At 29.9% G+C, this 15,708-nt stretch carries 15 protein-coding genes; all 15 read right to left on the bottom strand.

From position 1 onward, the window contains the following. Positions 1–89 precede the first annotated feature (89 nt). Positions 90–1,760 carry a T9SS type A sorting domain-containing protein gene (locus H526_RS0105630; RefSeq protein WP_027392095.1) on the bottom strand — a complete coding sequence of 557 codons (1,671 nt, stop codon included), beginning with the start codon at positions 1,758–1,760 and terminating at the stop codon, positions 90–92. Between the two features lie 257 nt (positions 1,761–2,017). Then, positions 2,018–2,389 carry a hypothetical protein gene (locus tag H526_RS0105625; protein ID WP_027392094.1) on the bottom strand — a complete coding sequence of 124 codons (372 nt, stop codon included), beginning with the start codon at positions 2,387–2,389 and terminating at the stop codon, positions 2,018–2,020. Between the two features lie 65 nt (positions 2,390–2,454). Then, positions 2,455–3,018 (bottom strand): Crp/Fnr family transcriptional regulator, encoded by a 564-nt coding sequence (locus tag H526_RS0105620; protein WP_051335997.1) that lies wholly within the window; start codon positions 3,016–3,018, stop codon positions 2,455–2,457. Between the two features lie 257 nt (positions 3,019–3,275). Continuing rightward, positions 3,276–4,916, bottom strand: coding sequence for a serine hydrolase domain-containing protein (locus tag H526_RS0105615; protein WP_035084565.1), 1,641 nt, complete (start codon positions 4,914–4,916; stop codon positions 3,276–3,278). 93 nt (positions 4,917–5,009) lie between these two features. After that, positions 5,010–6,149, bottom strand: coding sequence for a helix-turn-helix domain-containing protein (locus H526_RS0105610; protein WP_027392091.1), 1,140 nt, complete (start codon positions 6,147–6,149; stop codon positions 5,010–5,012). A gap of 187 nt (positions 6,150–6,336) precedes the next feature. Next, entirely contained in the window at positions 6,337–6,720 is a 384-nt protein-coding gene (locus tag H526_RS0105605; protein WP_027392090.1) for a VOC family protein, read from the bottom strand. Between the two features lie 157 nt (positions 6,721–6,877). Continuing rightward, positions 6,878–7,438, bottom strand: a complete 561-nt coding sequence (locus tag H526_RS0105600; RefSeq protein ID WP_027392089.1) for a hypothetical protein — start codon at positions 7,436–7,438, stop codon at positions 6,878–6,880. A 115-nt stretch (positions 7,439–7,553) separates the two neighbouring features. Continuing rightward, the gene (locus H526_RS0105595) at positions 7,554–7,889 is read right to left on the bottom strand and encodes an avidin-fold protein (RefSeq protein WP_027392088.1); all 336 of its coding nucleotides are present in this window, start codon (positions 7,887–7,889) and stop codon (positions 7,554–7,556) included. A 13-nt stretch (positions 7,890–7,902) separates the two neighbouring features. Then, positions 7,903–8,835 carry an NAD-dependent epimerase/dehydratase family protein gene (locus H526_RS0105590; RefSeq protein ID WP_027392087.1) on the bottom strand — a complete coding sequence of 311 codons (933 nt, stop codon included), beginning with the start codon at positions 8,833–8,835 and terminating at the stop codon, positions 7,903–7,905. Between the two features lie 148 nt (positions 8,836–8,983). Beyond that, positions 8,984–9,655: a DUF6624 domain-containing protein gene (locus tag H526_RS0105585; protein WP_027392086.1), complete on the bottom strand. Its 672-nt coding sequence runs from the start codon at positions 9,653–9,655 to the stop codon at positions 8,984–8,986. Between the two features lie 73 nt (positions 9,656–9,728). After that, positions 9,729–9,971: a hypothetical protein gene (locus tag H526_RS0105580; RefSeq protein WP_027392085.1), complete on the bottom strand. Its 243-nt coding sequence runs from the start codon at positions 9,969–9,971 to the stop codon at positions 9,729–9,731. Positions 9,972–10,019: 48 nt separating this feature from the next. After that, positions 10,020–11,648 carry a serine hydrolase domain-containing protein gene (locus H526_RS0105575; protein ID WP_027392084.1) on the bottom strand — a complete coding sequence of 543 codons (1,629 nt, stop codon included), beginning with the start codon at positions 11,646–11,648 and terminating at the stop codon, positions 10,020–10,022. Between the two features lie 19 nt (positions 11,649–11,667). Beyond that, complete coding sequence (locus tag H526_RS0105570; RefSeq protein ID WP_027392083.1) at positions 11,668–13,137, bottom strand: serine hydrolase; 1,470 nt, start codon at positions 13,135–13,137, stop codon at positions 11,668–11,670. A gap of 119 nt (positions 13,138–13,256) precedes the next feature. Further along, complete coding sequence (locus tag H526_RS0105565) at positions 13,257–14,333, bottom strand: helix-turn-helix domain-containing protein (protein ID WP_155839626.1); 1,077 nt, start codon at positions 14,331–14,333, stop codon at positions 13,257–13,259. A gap of 142 nt (positions 14,334–14,475) precedes the next feature. After that, positions 14,476–15,657: a nuclear transport factor 2 family protein gene (locus H526_RS31425; protein WP_081415559.1), complete on the bottom strand. Its 1,182-nt coding sequence runs from the start codon at positions 15,655–15,657 to the stop codon at positions 14,476–14,478. Positions 15,658–15,708 lie beyond the last annotated feature (51 nt).

Raw genomic sequence — 15,708 nt, 5'->3', positions numbered from 1 at the left:
GAATAATCAGAATCTTGTGTTTCATTAACAGTACGTATAACGACTAAGATCTACTGATGGTGATTACGATTTATTACAAAATATAATGTTTATTTTTTTATCAATTTACGAGTAACTAATTTGTTTTTATTTAAACGTAAAAAATAAACTCCATTTGATAAGTCAGAAATATTTAACTGAGAATCTTGAGATACAGATAATTCTTTGATTAATTGGCCGTTAATATCAAAAATTTCAAGTTCTGCACTATCATATTTTTTTAATTTTATTGTAATAATATCGGATGCCGGATTTGGATAGATTGAGAAATTGTCTGTAATCGAAAAATCATCAACATTAAGTGTGTTGTTTAAAGATATTGTCTGTAGTAGGTTATTGTAGCCTGTTTCAGATTGCCAAGTATTTGTGTTTGCAAGTTGAATACTATAATCAGAATTAGATGCTAATGATGCTTCAGTATCAGGCATCCAAAGATATAATTGAAATGTTCCGGTTAACCCTAAATCAAAATTTTGTGTTATTGAAACAGAAGATTCCCAAGTTCTAATATCTGTGTCGATCACTTCTGTAATGATTTCATCTGTAGCTGTATTTTTCAAAATTAGATATACAGTTCTTTTTTTAAAAGGTCTTGCGAAACCGACATTTGTGATATCTAAACTTAGGTCAAAATCACTATTGTTAGTCGTTATCGTTGATGAATTTAAAACAAATCTGTATCCGACGTTTTTTACAATATCATCATAATGACCAGAGTTGATTGCCTGAGTCCAAAAGGGTGTATAGTAATCTCTGTTTATGGTTGTCCAATTGGTTAAATTTAATTCATTTAACGCATTAGCGCCGCTCGTTCTAAAACCATTATCGCAAGTATTTATACCATTAGTCTCTCCCGTCATTGGTAAATACTTGGTTTCGTTAGAAATATAAGAGTAATCAATTGCCCCAACAGGATTTTCGCATTGCGATGACACTCCGTAGGTTCCTTGATCACCAAAATCATTTAAGAACGCATCATTATAGAATCCAATTCTAGCATTTTCGTTATTTTGATAGGCGGTTTGTTCATTTAGTTGCGTATCACCATACATCGTAGTTTTAATAGCGGCATATCTAACTTGGATGGGAACTTCTATTGGTGTAGCTGCTAACATTGCATCTACTATTTCTTTGCGATTAGCCCATTGAGTTTCTGAGATACTACCATCGGTACCAAATTCTGTAGAGTTTGTATAATACCATTCCCCCCAAGTACCAATAAAACCCGCTTGAACAGAAAAAATAACATCTTTATTGGTGTTTAATACTGTAGAAAGTTGAGAAATATGCGTTAATATTTGTGATTTGCTTGGTTGCTGTGCCGAAGTTCCTTGTGAATTAGAATAAGAAAATCTCACAATTATTTTAAGACCAGCAGTTCTTACATTATCGAAATCCCCCTGTATATTATCTAAAAAAGTAGCGTTAATATCTGTATTTAAAAATGCATCTAAAAGAAAATAACGGTATACAACAGTTACTTTGTCCGTACTTGTCTTCCAATTATTTAAAGTGCTAACAGATAAGTTGCTAAAATCCGCAGTCGTTGCGTACTCACTGGATGTAATAGAATATTTTTGTAATCCCCTTTCAGGGTTTGCTATAATATCTGTAGACGCTGTATAGTTAATCGATTGCCCTAATACTAATGTACAATTAAATAAGAGTAGCACGAATGCAATTATATTTTTTAAGAGACTAGTCATATTGTAGGTTTTCATAATGGTTAAATTTATCTTTTTAAATAGTCAAAATAAATTCTAACATCTTGGTTGGGTTAGAATGGGAATTAAAAGTAATGAACTTTCGATTAAGCTACTCATCCTTACCCTTATATTTTGTGTCTATTTAAAAAACGTATACTTGGCTAGTACAGTATACGTTTTTAAAAAAATCATTATTATTTTTTAGGAAATAAAACCTTTTAGAATAATTATTACCAAAAGTGATTAGTTTTATCTATTGGGCTTACGGGAAGTTATTTGTTGATTGAACTTAGTTTGATCATTTGATTTACACCCATATATAAAACAATTAACGCAATAATACTGATTATTAAGTTCCCTGTTTTGGTAATTTGAAAGGGATTAAATGTTACGAGCAATACGCTAGCCAGCACCCAGGCATAATCTTGAGTTATAATCCAAATGATAGCTGATTTTCGTTGCTTCTTGATTTCAAACCAAATGGTCAAAGCAAAGTACATCAATACGACTCCCACGATCCAAAAAACGGTATTGTTATCGGTACCGAATAGTTTTGCGATTTGTTGATTTAATATAATCAAAATAATGCCTGATGTACTAGAGAAGAAGGCATTGATTCTTAAGGCATTTTGTAGTTTATTCATTTGAATGAGATTTTGTTTTAGCAAATTTCTGTAAACAAAGTTTAATCTCTCTTGACAAATGATAGTTAATTCATTCTTCTAAGCCTACTTAATGATTCTGGAGTAATTCCCAACATAGACGCTATATATTGTAATGGGACATTTTTAAAAAGATCTGGTTCTTCACCTAGTAAACTTATAAATCGTTGTTTTGCTGTAGTATGTAATTGAGCAAACATATTTTTTTCTAATAAGGCAAAAGAATGTGCCAATAACATATTATCAAACTCTAACCATTTGGGCTCAGTTTTATTTAGCCTAAAATGATTTTCTCGGTTGATTACATATAGTTTGCAGTCTGTAATTGCTTGTATGTTCCAGTTATTTGTTGTTTGGAAAATGAAGCTTGAAAGCGAAGTGATAAATTTACCACTACTACCAATCCATAAGGTTATTTCTTTTCCATCTGCAATGTCATACATTCTCATATAACCAGATTCAATAAAGGCCATTTGGCGACAAATCCTTCCTGATTTTAGAAAGAAATCACCTTTCACAATTTCTAATGGTTCAAAAACTGAAAGAATGGTATCCATTGATTTTTTTTCAATGGCAATTTGACTTAGAATACAGTTTTTTAATTTTTCCACTTTTGTTTAATGACTAGTAATATCAAATATATACATTAGTGTAAGATAAATGTTGTTAAACTTCTAATGTGTGATAGCTTTTTCTTAATACATGGCCAGATCATTATTTATGTAAATTGATGTTTCATTACAATCACATGTTGCATTAGCTTGTGTTTTGTTGTCTAAAAACACATAAGACGGTTTTATTAATTAGTAAAACCTTAAAGAATATTTATAAACCGCCTTATGTTTCTATAGTATATCTGCTAACTTTATTAGTTATTAATAATTGCAGGTAATATGTATTCTTTCATTATTTTGTCTGCATTAGGATGTGCGTTAGGATTATTATATGCAGAAGAAGTTATAACTATTACATAAGGAATGTCTTTACATATAAAAATTTTGTTTCCGCCTCTACCACTACAAAAAGAAACCTCATAGTCTTTTCCATTAACATTATATGTTTTATTCCAGAAAAGGTATCCATAATACCCATCTTTTATACCTGCAGCTGCTTGTGACACTTGTTTTGATAAACTTTTCTCTACCCACTTTTTGGTTATAATTTGTTTACCATTCCATGTACCTTTGTTTTTGTATAATTGTCCATATTTTGCAAAGTCAATGGCTCGTAGTTGTATTCCTCCCGCGGTATTACCAACTTTTTGAGGAGTATATTGCCATTTATAATTAGTGATATTAAGTGGTTTAAAAAGTTTTTTATCCGCATAAGAAACTAATCCATCAGGAACAGATTTATGAATGATATCACCCAGAATAACTACTCCTGCGGTAAAGTAAGTGAAATCGGTTTCTATTTTTTTACTTTTTTCCATGGGTAAATCCAATGAGAATTTAACCCAGTTATCTGTTGGATACATGTTTTCTTCATTTCCGGGACTACTATAATCGTTATCATCTCCAAGAAATCCTGAACTCATTGTTAGAAGAGATTTTAAGGTTACTGAATCTTTCTTTTTACTATAATTTTTAAAGGATTTTAAATTGTAAAAATCTTTTAGAAAAACCTTCTCATTGTTTATGAAATCATCTTGTATAGCAATTCCTAACATTGTAGAAGCAAATGATTTGCCTACAGATCTAGAATCGTGTAGACTATTTCTATGTTCGCCATTAAAATATTCTTCTATTAGAAGTTTATTTTCTTTTATAACTATGATTCCATTAATGTTTTCGAATCTGTTTTCAGCAATTTTTCTATTTAACGCTTCTATTTTGCGATTATCGAAACTATCTTTCGATATTTCCCAACCACTATTTGATTGGATTTTTTGAACAGGTATTAGGTTTTCATCTACTTGGATTTTAGCTACTTTGATGGAGATAGTCCCTTTAGCTAAAACAGCACCTACTTTTACTGTTTCTTGTTTTAAATATGGTCTTACCTCGATTGTTAAGGAATGATTGCCTTCTGTCAATATATCTTGTCCACCACTTAATTTCATGAACCTTAACCACGTGAACCAACCCCAAAAATCAATCTGTTTAGGATAGAGTAAGGGAACCATATATTTAAGTTTGGTTGTTTTAGCATCTATAGTTCCTGCACCTTTATTTAGATTTTCTACGTGAACTTTTTTACCATTGACTAAGAATGAAAATTGAAAATTCCCTTTGTTTAATAATTGATCTTGGGATAGGGTAGGAGCTAATAATTTAAGGCTCTCTATAAGCGGTTGTTCTAAAGTAAAATGAATGTTCAGAAAAGCATCCTTGTTTAATGTAAAACTTTTGATATAATTATCTGATGTAGGGGGGCTTTTTTTGAAGTCAACTTTAGAAAAATGTAGCTTTTCAGTTTCTCTTGTTTGAGAATTTTCTGGAGTTGAACTTTTGCTGGTATTACAAGCTATTAGTAAGCATGTAATTAGTACTAAATAATTTGATTTCATTTTTGATTTTATATTTGATTGATAATTGAATTATTCCACAAACATAGACTTATCAAGGTTTTTAAAAGCTCCAGATTATATAATGGTACTCATTTAAGGATGTTTTGAGTCATTTTTTATAGACTTTTTATAATGTAAAGGAGTTACTCCTTTAATATTTTTAAAGACTCGGTTAAAAGTTGTTTTCGAATTGAAACCACACTCAAATGAGAGACCTAACAGCGTGAGATGATCATAATGACCACTATGCAATTTTTCTATGATAGTGTTTACGCGATATTCATTTATAAAATCAGAGAAATTTTTACCTAATCCATCATTAATAACTTTAGATAAAATATTAGGATGCATATCAAGGTTTTCTGCTAAGGATTTTAATGTCAATTCTGAGTTAAGGTAAAATCGATTGGTTGCCATTTGTTCTTTTAACCAAGATGCTTTTTTAAAGATTTCTTCCGATGGTTTCTCTTTTTCGAGATTATTTTCTCTGTTGGTTTCTAATAGAATTACTTCTGGTCTCAAAAAGGCTTCGGCACTAATCCAAATAGTAACAATTGACAGTAACACATAAATTGGATAATAATCCGCTAGTCCTAACTGGAAATTAAATAGAGCATAATCTATAATAGTATATGGTGTCCATAAGAACCAAAGTACGGCAAATATGATAATTAATCTATATAGCCATCGTAAACTGTATGCATCGTTATTACTATAATTTTTGTTTAACCATCTATGATAAGTTCTAATTTCTTTTAGTGCATATATACAGTAAGTAACAATAGATACAATAGCAAGAAACTGTACAATAGGCATTAATTGAAGATATGTAATCGTCTCAATACCAATGGTGTTATTTATAAGTGCATCACGACTAATTACAAAATGTATAATGAGTTCTATAACTAAAGGAAAAAAATGAAGGATATCTTTTTGAGAAAGACGATAATTAAAGTTGGTTATTTTTTTTACATATAGATATAATAATGGTCCTAGAGCTAGAGAGTACTGTAATGGTATTAAGTGAAAATTTGGGAGATAGTTGGTTACCTGAAAATCTAAACTTAATATCCAAATATTCCATAAAACAATGATAAACGTAAGTAACCCAAGTAATACATTGGCTTTTTTGTTTATCCGCTTAGTAAGAATTAATAGTAGTCCAAACGTAGTTCCTATAAATACAGATGCTATTATAAGAAGATTAAAAATATTTAAATTGAATTCACACATTAATTGTATTCCGTATCTGATATTTTAGATTTTGATTTTGATTGTATTTTAATATACGTCTCATGATGCGGTGTAATGTTACTTGATTTATTAACTTTTATGGATATTACTGATGGTTACCATTGCAATGTAACCAAATTAGAGAACTATTGGTTCAAATTCTAATTGCTATACCACCTAATGATAATTAATTATCAATAGGCTCTGTATATCTTACAATATCAATTCCAATACCGTTTGGATCTTGTATAGCAAAATGTCTTTCGCCCCAAGGTTCATCTCTTAAATCTACTTTTATTTCCACTCCTCTGTTTTTTATCTCAGCGTAAAAGGTATCTACATCCTCGACTTCAATTGTTAGATACATTCCTTCTCCTAGAAAAGGTTTATGAAAAAAGGATTGTTGAGTTGGATGATTTGGTAATAAAAAACTTAAAGTGTCTCTTTCATTGGGAGTCTTGAGCAGAAGATAAAACTCATTCTCAAACTTTATTTGGAAGCCTAAATTTTTAGTATAGAAAGATTTTGTTTCATTGAGTTTTTTAGTCAGAATCCCAGCATTTAGTCTCATAATGAGTTATAATTTTGTATGATTATATTGTACTTTATAAATTGATATTATAATTGAGTTATATCCTATTGGGGACTAATATCTTTTAGAAAATAGTATGGTTTCTAAGGTATCAAAAATTGATGACACGGAGAATTATATCGTTAGCTTTCATTTTTTAATTTAATGGAAATGTAATACCTAGGGTAAATGCTCCAACGTATTGCGCAACGGATGGCTGAAAATAATAGGCAAAGCCTAAATCTACATTATGGTTTTTTCCTAGCTCTAATCCAAATGAGAAAGGAATGTGATAAATCACTCCACTTTTATCAATATTATCAAATGCTGTTACTGTTTCAAATTTCCCGATAGAAGTTCCTATCCCAATTTCGGCATAAGGTGCTACCCAAGGAATTGGTGCTCTCAATCTTGCTTTTCCACCTAGTAAAAAAGCTTTTGTCTCGGCTTTTTCATCGGTTGGGTTATCATTTATATCTTTTCCATTAGAACTAGTTGTTATAAAGCCTGCATAAGGTTTGAACTCAACCCAGGAAGTAATTTTAAGTACAAATTCTCCTTGTATGAAAAAACCATTATTAACAACTTGATCAACACTATTATAGGGAGCACTTAATCCGTAACCAATTTGAGCATTGATAGATTTTTGTTTTATAAACTGTGCCTGTACTAAGTTAGAAGTTAGAACTATGATTAGCAGTATGATTGTATTTTTCATGAGATATAACAAGGTTTATTGTAAGTAGCTTTATAGCTAAAAATGTTACCCTGTTTTTTTATATTTATAATAAAAGATCAGATTTATTATAAACAGATTATACTTTAGGTATTTTTTATATTTCTTCTAAAGTGGATTTTCCTTTTGATTTATCTCCAGATGTCCATTCCCAAGTTTCATGAAGACGTATTTTTCCGTTAGTTAATATTTCTGGTTTCGAAAAACAGATTCCAGTCATTAACTCTTTGTTGTTATTTGTTTGATGATAACGCATTTCGATATTTCCGTTTTCATCCACTAATCCAATTAGGTGTCCTTTTTTAATTTGACCACCACTATATTCCGAAGTTAAGATTGTACCTTCCTGTTTATATTTAAAAATTGTTTCTTCTGTTGTTTCCCCATTTTCTGAATTTTGTGTTGGACGAAATGACTTATTATGGTAGTTCATTTTCTCTATTCTTTTACTTAATTTTATAATCTTTAATTATGTTGCTAATACCTTGTTGATAAGAAGTTATTTTAAAATCAGGGAATCGATTTTTGAATTTAGAAGAATCAAAAATATTATCAATCTTATACCTGGGTAATAACTCCTGAGTTTCTCTGATGTTTTGATTAAAGATTGATGTTACTTTTAGAATAAATCCTCCTAAGGTATTGTATGTTATTTTTCGATCTAATTGTAACGAGATTTGTTCTATGATTTCTTTGTATGTTAATCGATTTTCATCACACGGAAGGTGCCAAGTTTGACCATATGTATCTGGAGTATTCCCGATCAAAGCCATTGCTTTACTAGCATCAGGAGTATAAATAAAGGTCCTTAAGACATTATCTTTTAAAAATACTTTTGGTTTTTTATTGGCTTTTAGCGCATCAAAAATAAGTGTATTCGTTATTCCCTTTGTTTTATCGGGCCCATAAAATTCAGGTGCTCTACATATTACTCCATTAATTTCTTTGTTATTAATCGCACTTAATAAAAGTTCTGCAGCTATTCTTTTTGCTTCTCCTTTTTTACCTTTTGGTTGCAGGGGTGTATCTTCTTTTTGAATTTTGCTGTCTTGGGGATATGCATATGTATTGTCGAAGTATACAAGTTTACAGTTGTTTTTTTTGCAACCAGATATTACATTCTTCATGATGATAGGCCAATCTCTTAACCAAATCTTAGATCGGTATGGGAGCCCTACAGTTAGATACGCAATTTTGGCATTTTCTACAGCGTTATGAACATCTTTTGCTTGTAACAGATCACCTTTGAACAAAATATCATCTATATGTACTTTTTTGGGGTTCCGTCCAACTAGTTTAATTTCTTTCGTGTAATTGGATCGTAATGCTTTGGCCAATTCCTCTCCAATTATTCCATTTGCACCTAAAATTACCTGCATAGTAGTATTAATTTGCGTTCAATACTTTGTAAGATACTCTTTAAAATGTTAATTGATGATATAGGCAACGTTTGTAAAAGGTTTTGATAATCATAATTGAACTAATTATTATTACATTTCATTACATTTCATTACATTTCATTATGTTTTATTGATATAACTGGGGTTTTGTTATTCCCTTTTCAAGAAACATTTGTTTGTTCATTTCAAAATGCGACTTTGTCATTTCATTATAATATTTCTTTAAAGTTGGAAGAGAATATTCTTTTCTTATGCTATCTATATTTGTAGAATCTAGCAAACCATTTTTTGGTATCGCTTGTCCATTTTTATTGTATGTTAATTGGGTGCCAAAACGTTGAGGTTTATTTAGGTTCACTTGAATTCTATCCTCTAACATCGCGTAGTGATACTTGTCATTACTTCCGTTTTTAATTTCTTTCTCCATCGCTGTCAGCATTTCTTGCTGAAAAGGGATGTCGTTATCTGCATGTTGAATTGGAAGCCAAAAACTTGTCGAAGCCTTTTGTCCAACTTTGCGTTCTCCGAGATAACCATATTTATTAAATAATTCTTTAATTTTTTGTTGATTTATTATTCCAATACTATCTCTTTGACGTTCAAAAATCTCCCAAGCTTTTTCGTAACCATGTTTTTCTCTTAATGCTGTAGGAGGTATACCGGCGTATTTTTGATCAAGAATATCAATAACATTAAGTTCTGATATGATCTGTTTCTTATCTTCTTCAGAGATATTTTTTTTATTTGTACAACTTGTAAGTGCTATGGTTATTACGAGTAATGAAATTATTTTTCTCATAGTTTATTAGAATTATAAATATAACTAAAGACTTTAGGTAAAATCTTTAGTTACAGATTTTAAGACTCTAGTTTTATTTAAGTTTATATTTTGGTAATTGAGAAGAATTTATAACAACATCAAATTTTTTTGTTAAATCCTGAAGGATGAGTCTTAGTGTTTGATCTTCAATTCCAATTAATTCTAATTTTCTCTTTAGTGTAGTGTCCTTATGAATTTTAGATACTTCGTTTTTTGGGATAGTGTTAGTAGATGTATCTGTTGCATTATTACAAGAAAATAGTATTAGTAAGAATATAGAAAATAGATGTCTCATGTTTTAGTTTTTGTAATTGAATGTAAAGAAGTACAGTGTTAGTAATGATCAGTCTTTTTTTTCAAAAAATTGCCCGACTAGGTTTTGCCTTGATAAATTAAACCCAAGAACTTCTCCTTCAGAATTAAAGATAAAGTCGATTTTACCAAAGTAGCTATTTATTACATTCATCATAGATTCAGAATATATGTTGAGTGAAAACGTTCCGTTTATAGTGTGTTTTACAATTAGTTTGTTATCAATAATCGTAAGTTCATAGATTGCATTATGATCTTTGTTTTTGTAGATGCCTATGTATTTGGTAAGATCAATATTAGAGTTATCTATGGTTGGAAGATCTACTTTTTTAGCCCTGAAAGAAAAATCTAGGAAACGCAAGTCTAAACTATCCTCATTAAAGATCAATTTAGAATAAGGTAAAACAAAATCAAACACGTTTTTTCCTGTTTTAGGGAGCATTGTTTTTTCGGATGTTCCATGAGTTCCAAAGTATAATGAATTATCCTCTTCCCAAATATTATAATATGTACTAGCATTTAATTCATAAATTCCTTCATAAGAGGATAAATCACCCTTGTATGATGGCTCTTTTTTATTTATTAAATTATCTTTTAGTAGTATTTCTAAGGAATCATATATGATTTCATACCCTGATAATCCTCCAGCATTAGATAAGAAGATTAATGATAAATCATGTTTTGGAGCGTGTAAAATATAAGATCTATAACCTTCCGTTCCTCCGCCATGGAATACAATATCAATGCCTTTATAATTTTCAAACTGAATTCCTAGACCATATTCTATAACTCTATTGTTATTTAGAATAGTTTCTTTCTGCATTCGTTTGAAATGTTTTTGATATTTAGAATTTTTTCTTGTAAAATTTTTAGCCCAAACTATTAAATCATTTAAGCTAGCATATACTCCTGAAGATCCTATTGTGCTAATTTTTACAGAATTATTTATAATATTATTTTCTATAGAAGTATAAGAATATGCTTTATGTGGGATTACCTGATTGTAGTTGTCTACAGCTTGACTATAATCCATTCCAAATGGATTAAATACTTTTTCTTTGAGCTGTTCTTGGAACGTTTTTTCGCCTACATTAGTAATGATTTTCGAAAGTAAAACAAAACCTGTGTTGTTATACTGATAATCATTTCCTGGCTTAAAATTAAATTGTCTTATATTAAATAGCATAGTTATAACCTCTTCATAGGTCATTTTTCTGATTCCTTTTATTTGGGCTAATTCATCAACATTAGGCAATCCGTGTGTATGATTCATTAATTGTTTAATGGTAACTTTATAAGGAAGCTCTTTAAGTTCTGGTAAATAATCTCGGATGTCATCATTAATGGACAACTTCCCTTCCTCTTGTAAGATTAAAGTTAATAGTGAGGTCATTTGCTTAGAATTGGAAGCAATATTAAAAACTGTCGTATCCGCAATAGGTATTTGATATTCTACATTAGCCAATCCCATTGTTTTTTTGAATATAACTTTACCCTTTTGTATTATAGCAAAAGCTCCACCTGGGTTTTTTTTATCGAAATGAGATTCTAAAATAGATGTTATTTTTTCTGAATCTATGGATCGTATGGACTGTGCATTTATTAATATTGGTTGTATTAGTATTATTATAAGAATACATTTTATATATATGGTTTTCATAAGATTTTGATTTATGATTTTAGTGCTTTTTAAATGTAATAGGTTCTTTTTGTGAGAATAATTGTAAACCGGAGATATCTCCGTTCAGATCATTGATAAACTTTAAATCGAATTGAGGACTAAAAACATCTTTAAAATTTTTGGTCGGTTTAAAAAAGAATGAGTTGTGATTTGTATGCTGTAAATGGAATTTATATTTAGGTAATACCGCGTATAATTTTTCATTTTCTATGATAACTTTAATACGTCCATATCCTTTTGCTTCAAATATTCCACAAAAATTATCCAAAGGGTGGGTCGGCATTTTCTCTTTATTAAATGATTGATAGGGAAGTGGTTTGAAAATTTCTTTTATTTTTACTGGGTATGCTGACTCAGGATCGATGTTAAATAATTTTCTTGTAATGATATCCGCTATAAGGTGCGGTAACAAAGAATTATCTTGATTACTAAGAACTACGATGCCTATTTTTTCAAAAGGAAACATTACTAAGGAAGAACTAAACCCAAATGTATTACCACCGTGGTCTATTCTATAATGACCATAGCTAGATTTTAGACGCCATCCAAATCCATCTCCGTGTAAAAAGGAATCACTTTCATAATCTCCATTTTTGATATTTTGAAGCCTTGTTGCCTGCTTAACATATGCTTTTGGGATAACTTCATTGTTTTCAAAAGTTCCATTGTTTAACCAAGTTAACATCCAATTTGATAGATCGCTTACGGTACTTTTTATTGCTCCAGCTGGACTGATAGAATTGTATATTTCGAACTTTACTTGCTCTATGTTTTTATTATATAAACCATAGGGTAAAGAATAATTATCAGATTTATTGATTTCTTCGAGTTCGGTATATGAATTATTCATAGATAGAGGTTTGAATATCATTTCCTGGATATTGGTATCCCAACTTTTCTTTGTTATCTGTTCAACTATTGTCCCAGCTAACGTATATCCCATATTACTGTACTCGAAACTGTTTTTAATTTCGCCTTCTGGTTTTAGATACTTTAATCGTTGGACTACTTTGAGTTTATTTTTGTCAGGGAAAAACACCTCTGATGTACCTTGGTTCCCAATACCACTTTTATGGCTTAGTAAGTCTTCAATGGCAATTAAATTATTCATCTTATCATTGTAGAATTCAAAATCTGGAATGTACTTAGCAGGTTTATCTTTAAGTGAAACTTTGTTTTGGGATGCTAGGATGCCCAAAAGTGAACCAGTAAATGCTTTGGTTGTCGAACCAATTGGGAAAACAGTGTTTTCTGTTACGGGTAATTGTTCTTTTAGATTTCTATATCCAAAGCCTTTTGAGTATATAATTTCATTATCCTTTACTACCGCTACAGATAATCCAACTGCTTGATATTTTTCTATCCATAGCTTTATGTCATCTTCAATTCCGTTTAATTCAGAGGTGTTTTTTTGACTAAAAGAATATTGAAAGAATATGAAGAGTGTGATTACATAAATTGATTTCATCTTTACTTGTTTTTTGATTTCTACACAAAAATGAGTATTCAAAAAGATGAAATGGTACGGGTATAAGAAGTCGAACCTTTTTTACCATATAAAAAGGTTCGACTTTAAATCGAACGTTCCTAAGTTATTGATTTACGGTAGCTTGAAGGTGTGTTTAATGTGTGTTTTTTGAAGGCAGTATTAAACGAAGATTTGGAATTAAATCCCACTTGATACATAATCTGTTGAATATTTAATGAAGTATTTTTTAATAATTTTTTAGCTTCTTCAATTCTATAAGCATTTATAAAATCAAAGAAATGTTTATTTAAATGTCTGTTGATTAGAAGAGATAAGTTTTTTTCTGAAATATCTATTTGGACTGCCAATTTCTGTAGTGTAAGTTCAAAATCTAAATAAGGTTTATCACTTTCCATAAATGAACGTAATCTCTTTAAATGTTCATCTTCAATAGGAGTGGTTTTTTCTGACAACTCACTTGGGGAATTCGAAGTTAGCGGTTTCAGATTCATGTTTATACCGGTAAAAAGTTCTGGACGATATAAAGCACTTAATACAAAATAAATGGTAATGATTAATACCATAATACTAATCAATACATTTATATTTACTATATATCCTTGAAAAGTGGAGTTAGAGAGATACCATCTTAAAATTACAAAGCTATGTGCAAAACAAGAAAAAGCTGTGATATTAAATAACCATTTATAAACTACGTAATTTGTGCTAGAATAGTTTTCAAGATAAACGGTTTTATATTTTTTGAGAACTATAAATACAATGATGATGTAACCAATGAATTGTAGCTCACCAATTATTTCAAAAACCATTAAACTTTGATCGGAAAACCCTGTTATTTTAAAGAGCAATAAAAATAGAATGAATAGGGAGGTGTGTATACTATGCTTTTTCTTTATTCTAAAGTTAGTATAACAAGCGGAAAGTACATAAAGATAAAATAAAGGTAGTTGCAATAGACTAGAAGATACTTTTAAAATATTAAGATTTGGATACTCTAAAATTTTATTTGAAAACAGCCCTGTAAGATCGAATGCAACTACTAATAAATATATTCCAAATAATTTATTAGATAATTTGTTTTTTGTTTTGACAGTAAATAGGAAAATGGAAAGTAATAGCATTAAAAAAACAACTATTTTTCCAATACTTTCTATGAGTTCTATTTTGTTCTCCAATAATGATTAGCTTTATAAATTATTATCAACAAATATTAAGAAAATAATCATAATAAACCAGTTAGGTCTTTTTTGATTTGATTGACTTCCTAGTTTTGTTTAATGATCATAAAGGTTAGATACAATTCTAATTCAATCGGTTTTATTGTATAAAAGTAACCTTCGCAATTTTTCCGTTTTCTACTTCGTAAATCGCTACAGCTTTTCTCTTTTGACCATTCATAATCAGAAATTCTTCATCAATTACTTTATTACCATAAACAATCCGTTTTTTCACTTCACAATGTAAGTCTGGAGTTCGTTCGAAAAAAGAAGTATATCCTTTTTTTAATCGATCTTTTCCTTCGTAGATCAATTTATTTGGATAATTGTATATTTTTATAGTATCCGAATACGTGTCTACAAAGCCATTAACATCTCGTTTGTTATAAGCATCTAGTTGTTTTTGTACAATTTGTTCTGGAGAAACATCTGATACTAAAGTGAGCATTGTTCCTATTTCGTTGGATTTAATTCTGCTAATATTAGCAATTTCGTTATCAAGAAATGTATGAAAGATACTCCAACGAGTATCCGTTTTAGGGTTGAACTTAAAAATAGTATTCCCTTTTGGCATTAGAATAGTTCCATTGATCAACCAACACATATCTTCAGTTTCAGGTATTGTGTTAATTATTTTTTCAGTTTCACCGGTAATTGGGTTTAACGACCTTATTTCCCATTCTTTATTTTCTTTACTAATATAACTAATCAGTGGCGTATTGGGTATTTTATGCAATGATCGGCCTATTTTTTTCTGAAAAGTCTTATTTACCTTTGTCTTTAGATTAGAAACCACTAACGATAATCCTCCATCTTCTAACACAGAAGAAACTAATGTGTTTTGGTTAAACCAAACGTGATAACCGATAATTAGATCTTTTATAAGAACGGTTGGCTTTCCATTTTTAAAGTCATATTGATATAATAACTGTGTGCCTGTCGTGTCTAATCTGATAGCGGATACTGCCTTTTGATTTGGAATTTTAGTAGGCGAATATTCGCTACCTATTGCTGTTTCAGAAATCCAATCTATCTTATTATCTCTAATATTATATTTGGCAATGTCGGTTTGTTTGTTTCTAGTAGAAGCAAAAAGTACAATATTATCATTGTAAAAGGAAGGCTGATTGTCATATCCTTCGTTATTAGAAATGTTTCGTTTGTTTTTTAGCTCTAATGTTTCTCCATTTACGAAAATATCAAACAAATAGACTTCAGTACTTGGTTGTGCGGATACTACAAAAACAAGTAATAGTAGTATGAATGAGAGATGTTTTTGCATCGGTTTTGTTTTCTAAAATACACTGAATTATCAAGTATTTTCTTAAGTATT

The organism is Aquimarina latercula DSM 2041 (assembly GCF_000430645.1).
Lineage (GTDB): Bacteria > Bacteroidota > Bacteroidia > Flavobacteriales > Flavobacteriaceae > Aquimarina > Aquimarina latercula.
Note: the sequence above shows the minus strand (reverse complement) of the source record. Positions and strands in the feature narration are given on the sequence as shown.

Coding starts and splice junctions, on each gene's coding strand:
- H526_RS0105570 (WP_027392083.1), bottom strand. CDS start 13,137: ATGAAATCAATTTATGTAATCACACTCTTCATATTCTTTCAATATTCT.
- H526_RS0105590 (WP_027392087.1), bottom strand. CDS start 8,835: ATGCAGGTAATTTTAGGTGCAAATGGAATAATTGGAGAGGAATTGGCC.
- H526_RS0105580 (WP_027392085.1), bottom strand. CDS start 9,971: ATGAGACATCTATTTTCTATATTCTTACTAATACTATTTTCTTGTAAT.
- H526_RS0105575 (WP_027392084.1), bottom strand. CDS start 11,648: ATGAAAACCATATATATAAAATGTATTCTTATAATAATACTAATACAA.
- H526_RS0105625 (WP_027392094.1), bottom strand. CDS start 2,389: ATGAATAAACTACAAAATGCCTTAAGAATCAATGCCTTCTTCTCTAGT.
- H526_RS0105610 (WP_027392091.1), bottom strand. CDS start 6,149: ATGTGTGAATTCAATTTAAATATTTTTAATCTTCTTATAATAGCATCT.
- H526_RS0105600 (WP_027392089.1), bottom strand. CDS start 7,438: ATGAAAAATACAATCATACTGCTAATCATAGTTCTAACTTCTAACTTA.
- H526_RS0105595 (WP_027392088.1), bottom strand. CDS start 7,889: ATGAACTACCATAATAAGTCATTTCGTCCAACACAAAATTCAGAAAAT.
- H526_RS0105615 (WP_035084565.1), bottom strand. CDS start 4,916: ATGAAATCAAATTATTTAGTACTAATTACATGCTTACTAATAGCTTGT.
- H526_RS31425 (WP_081415559.1), bottom strand. CDS start 15,657: ATGCAAAAACATCTCTCATTCATACTACTATTACTTGTTTTTGTAGTA.
- H526_RS0105630 (WP_027392095.1), bottom strand. CDS start 1,760: ATGAAAACCTACAATATGACTAGTCTCTTAAAAAATATAATTGCATTC.
- H526_RS0105605 (WP_027392090.1), bottom strand. CDS start 6,720: ATGAGACTAAATGCTGGGATTCTGACTAAAAAACTCAATGAAACAAAA.
- H526_RS0105585 (WP_027392086.1), bottom strand. CDS start 9,655: ATGAGAAAAATAATTTCATTACTCGTAATAACCATAGCACTTACAAGT.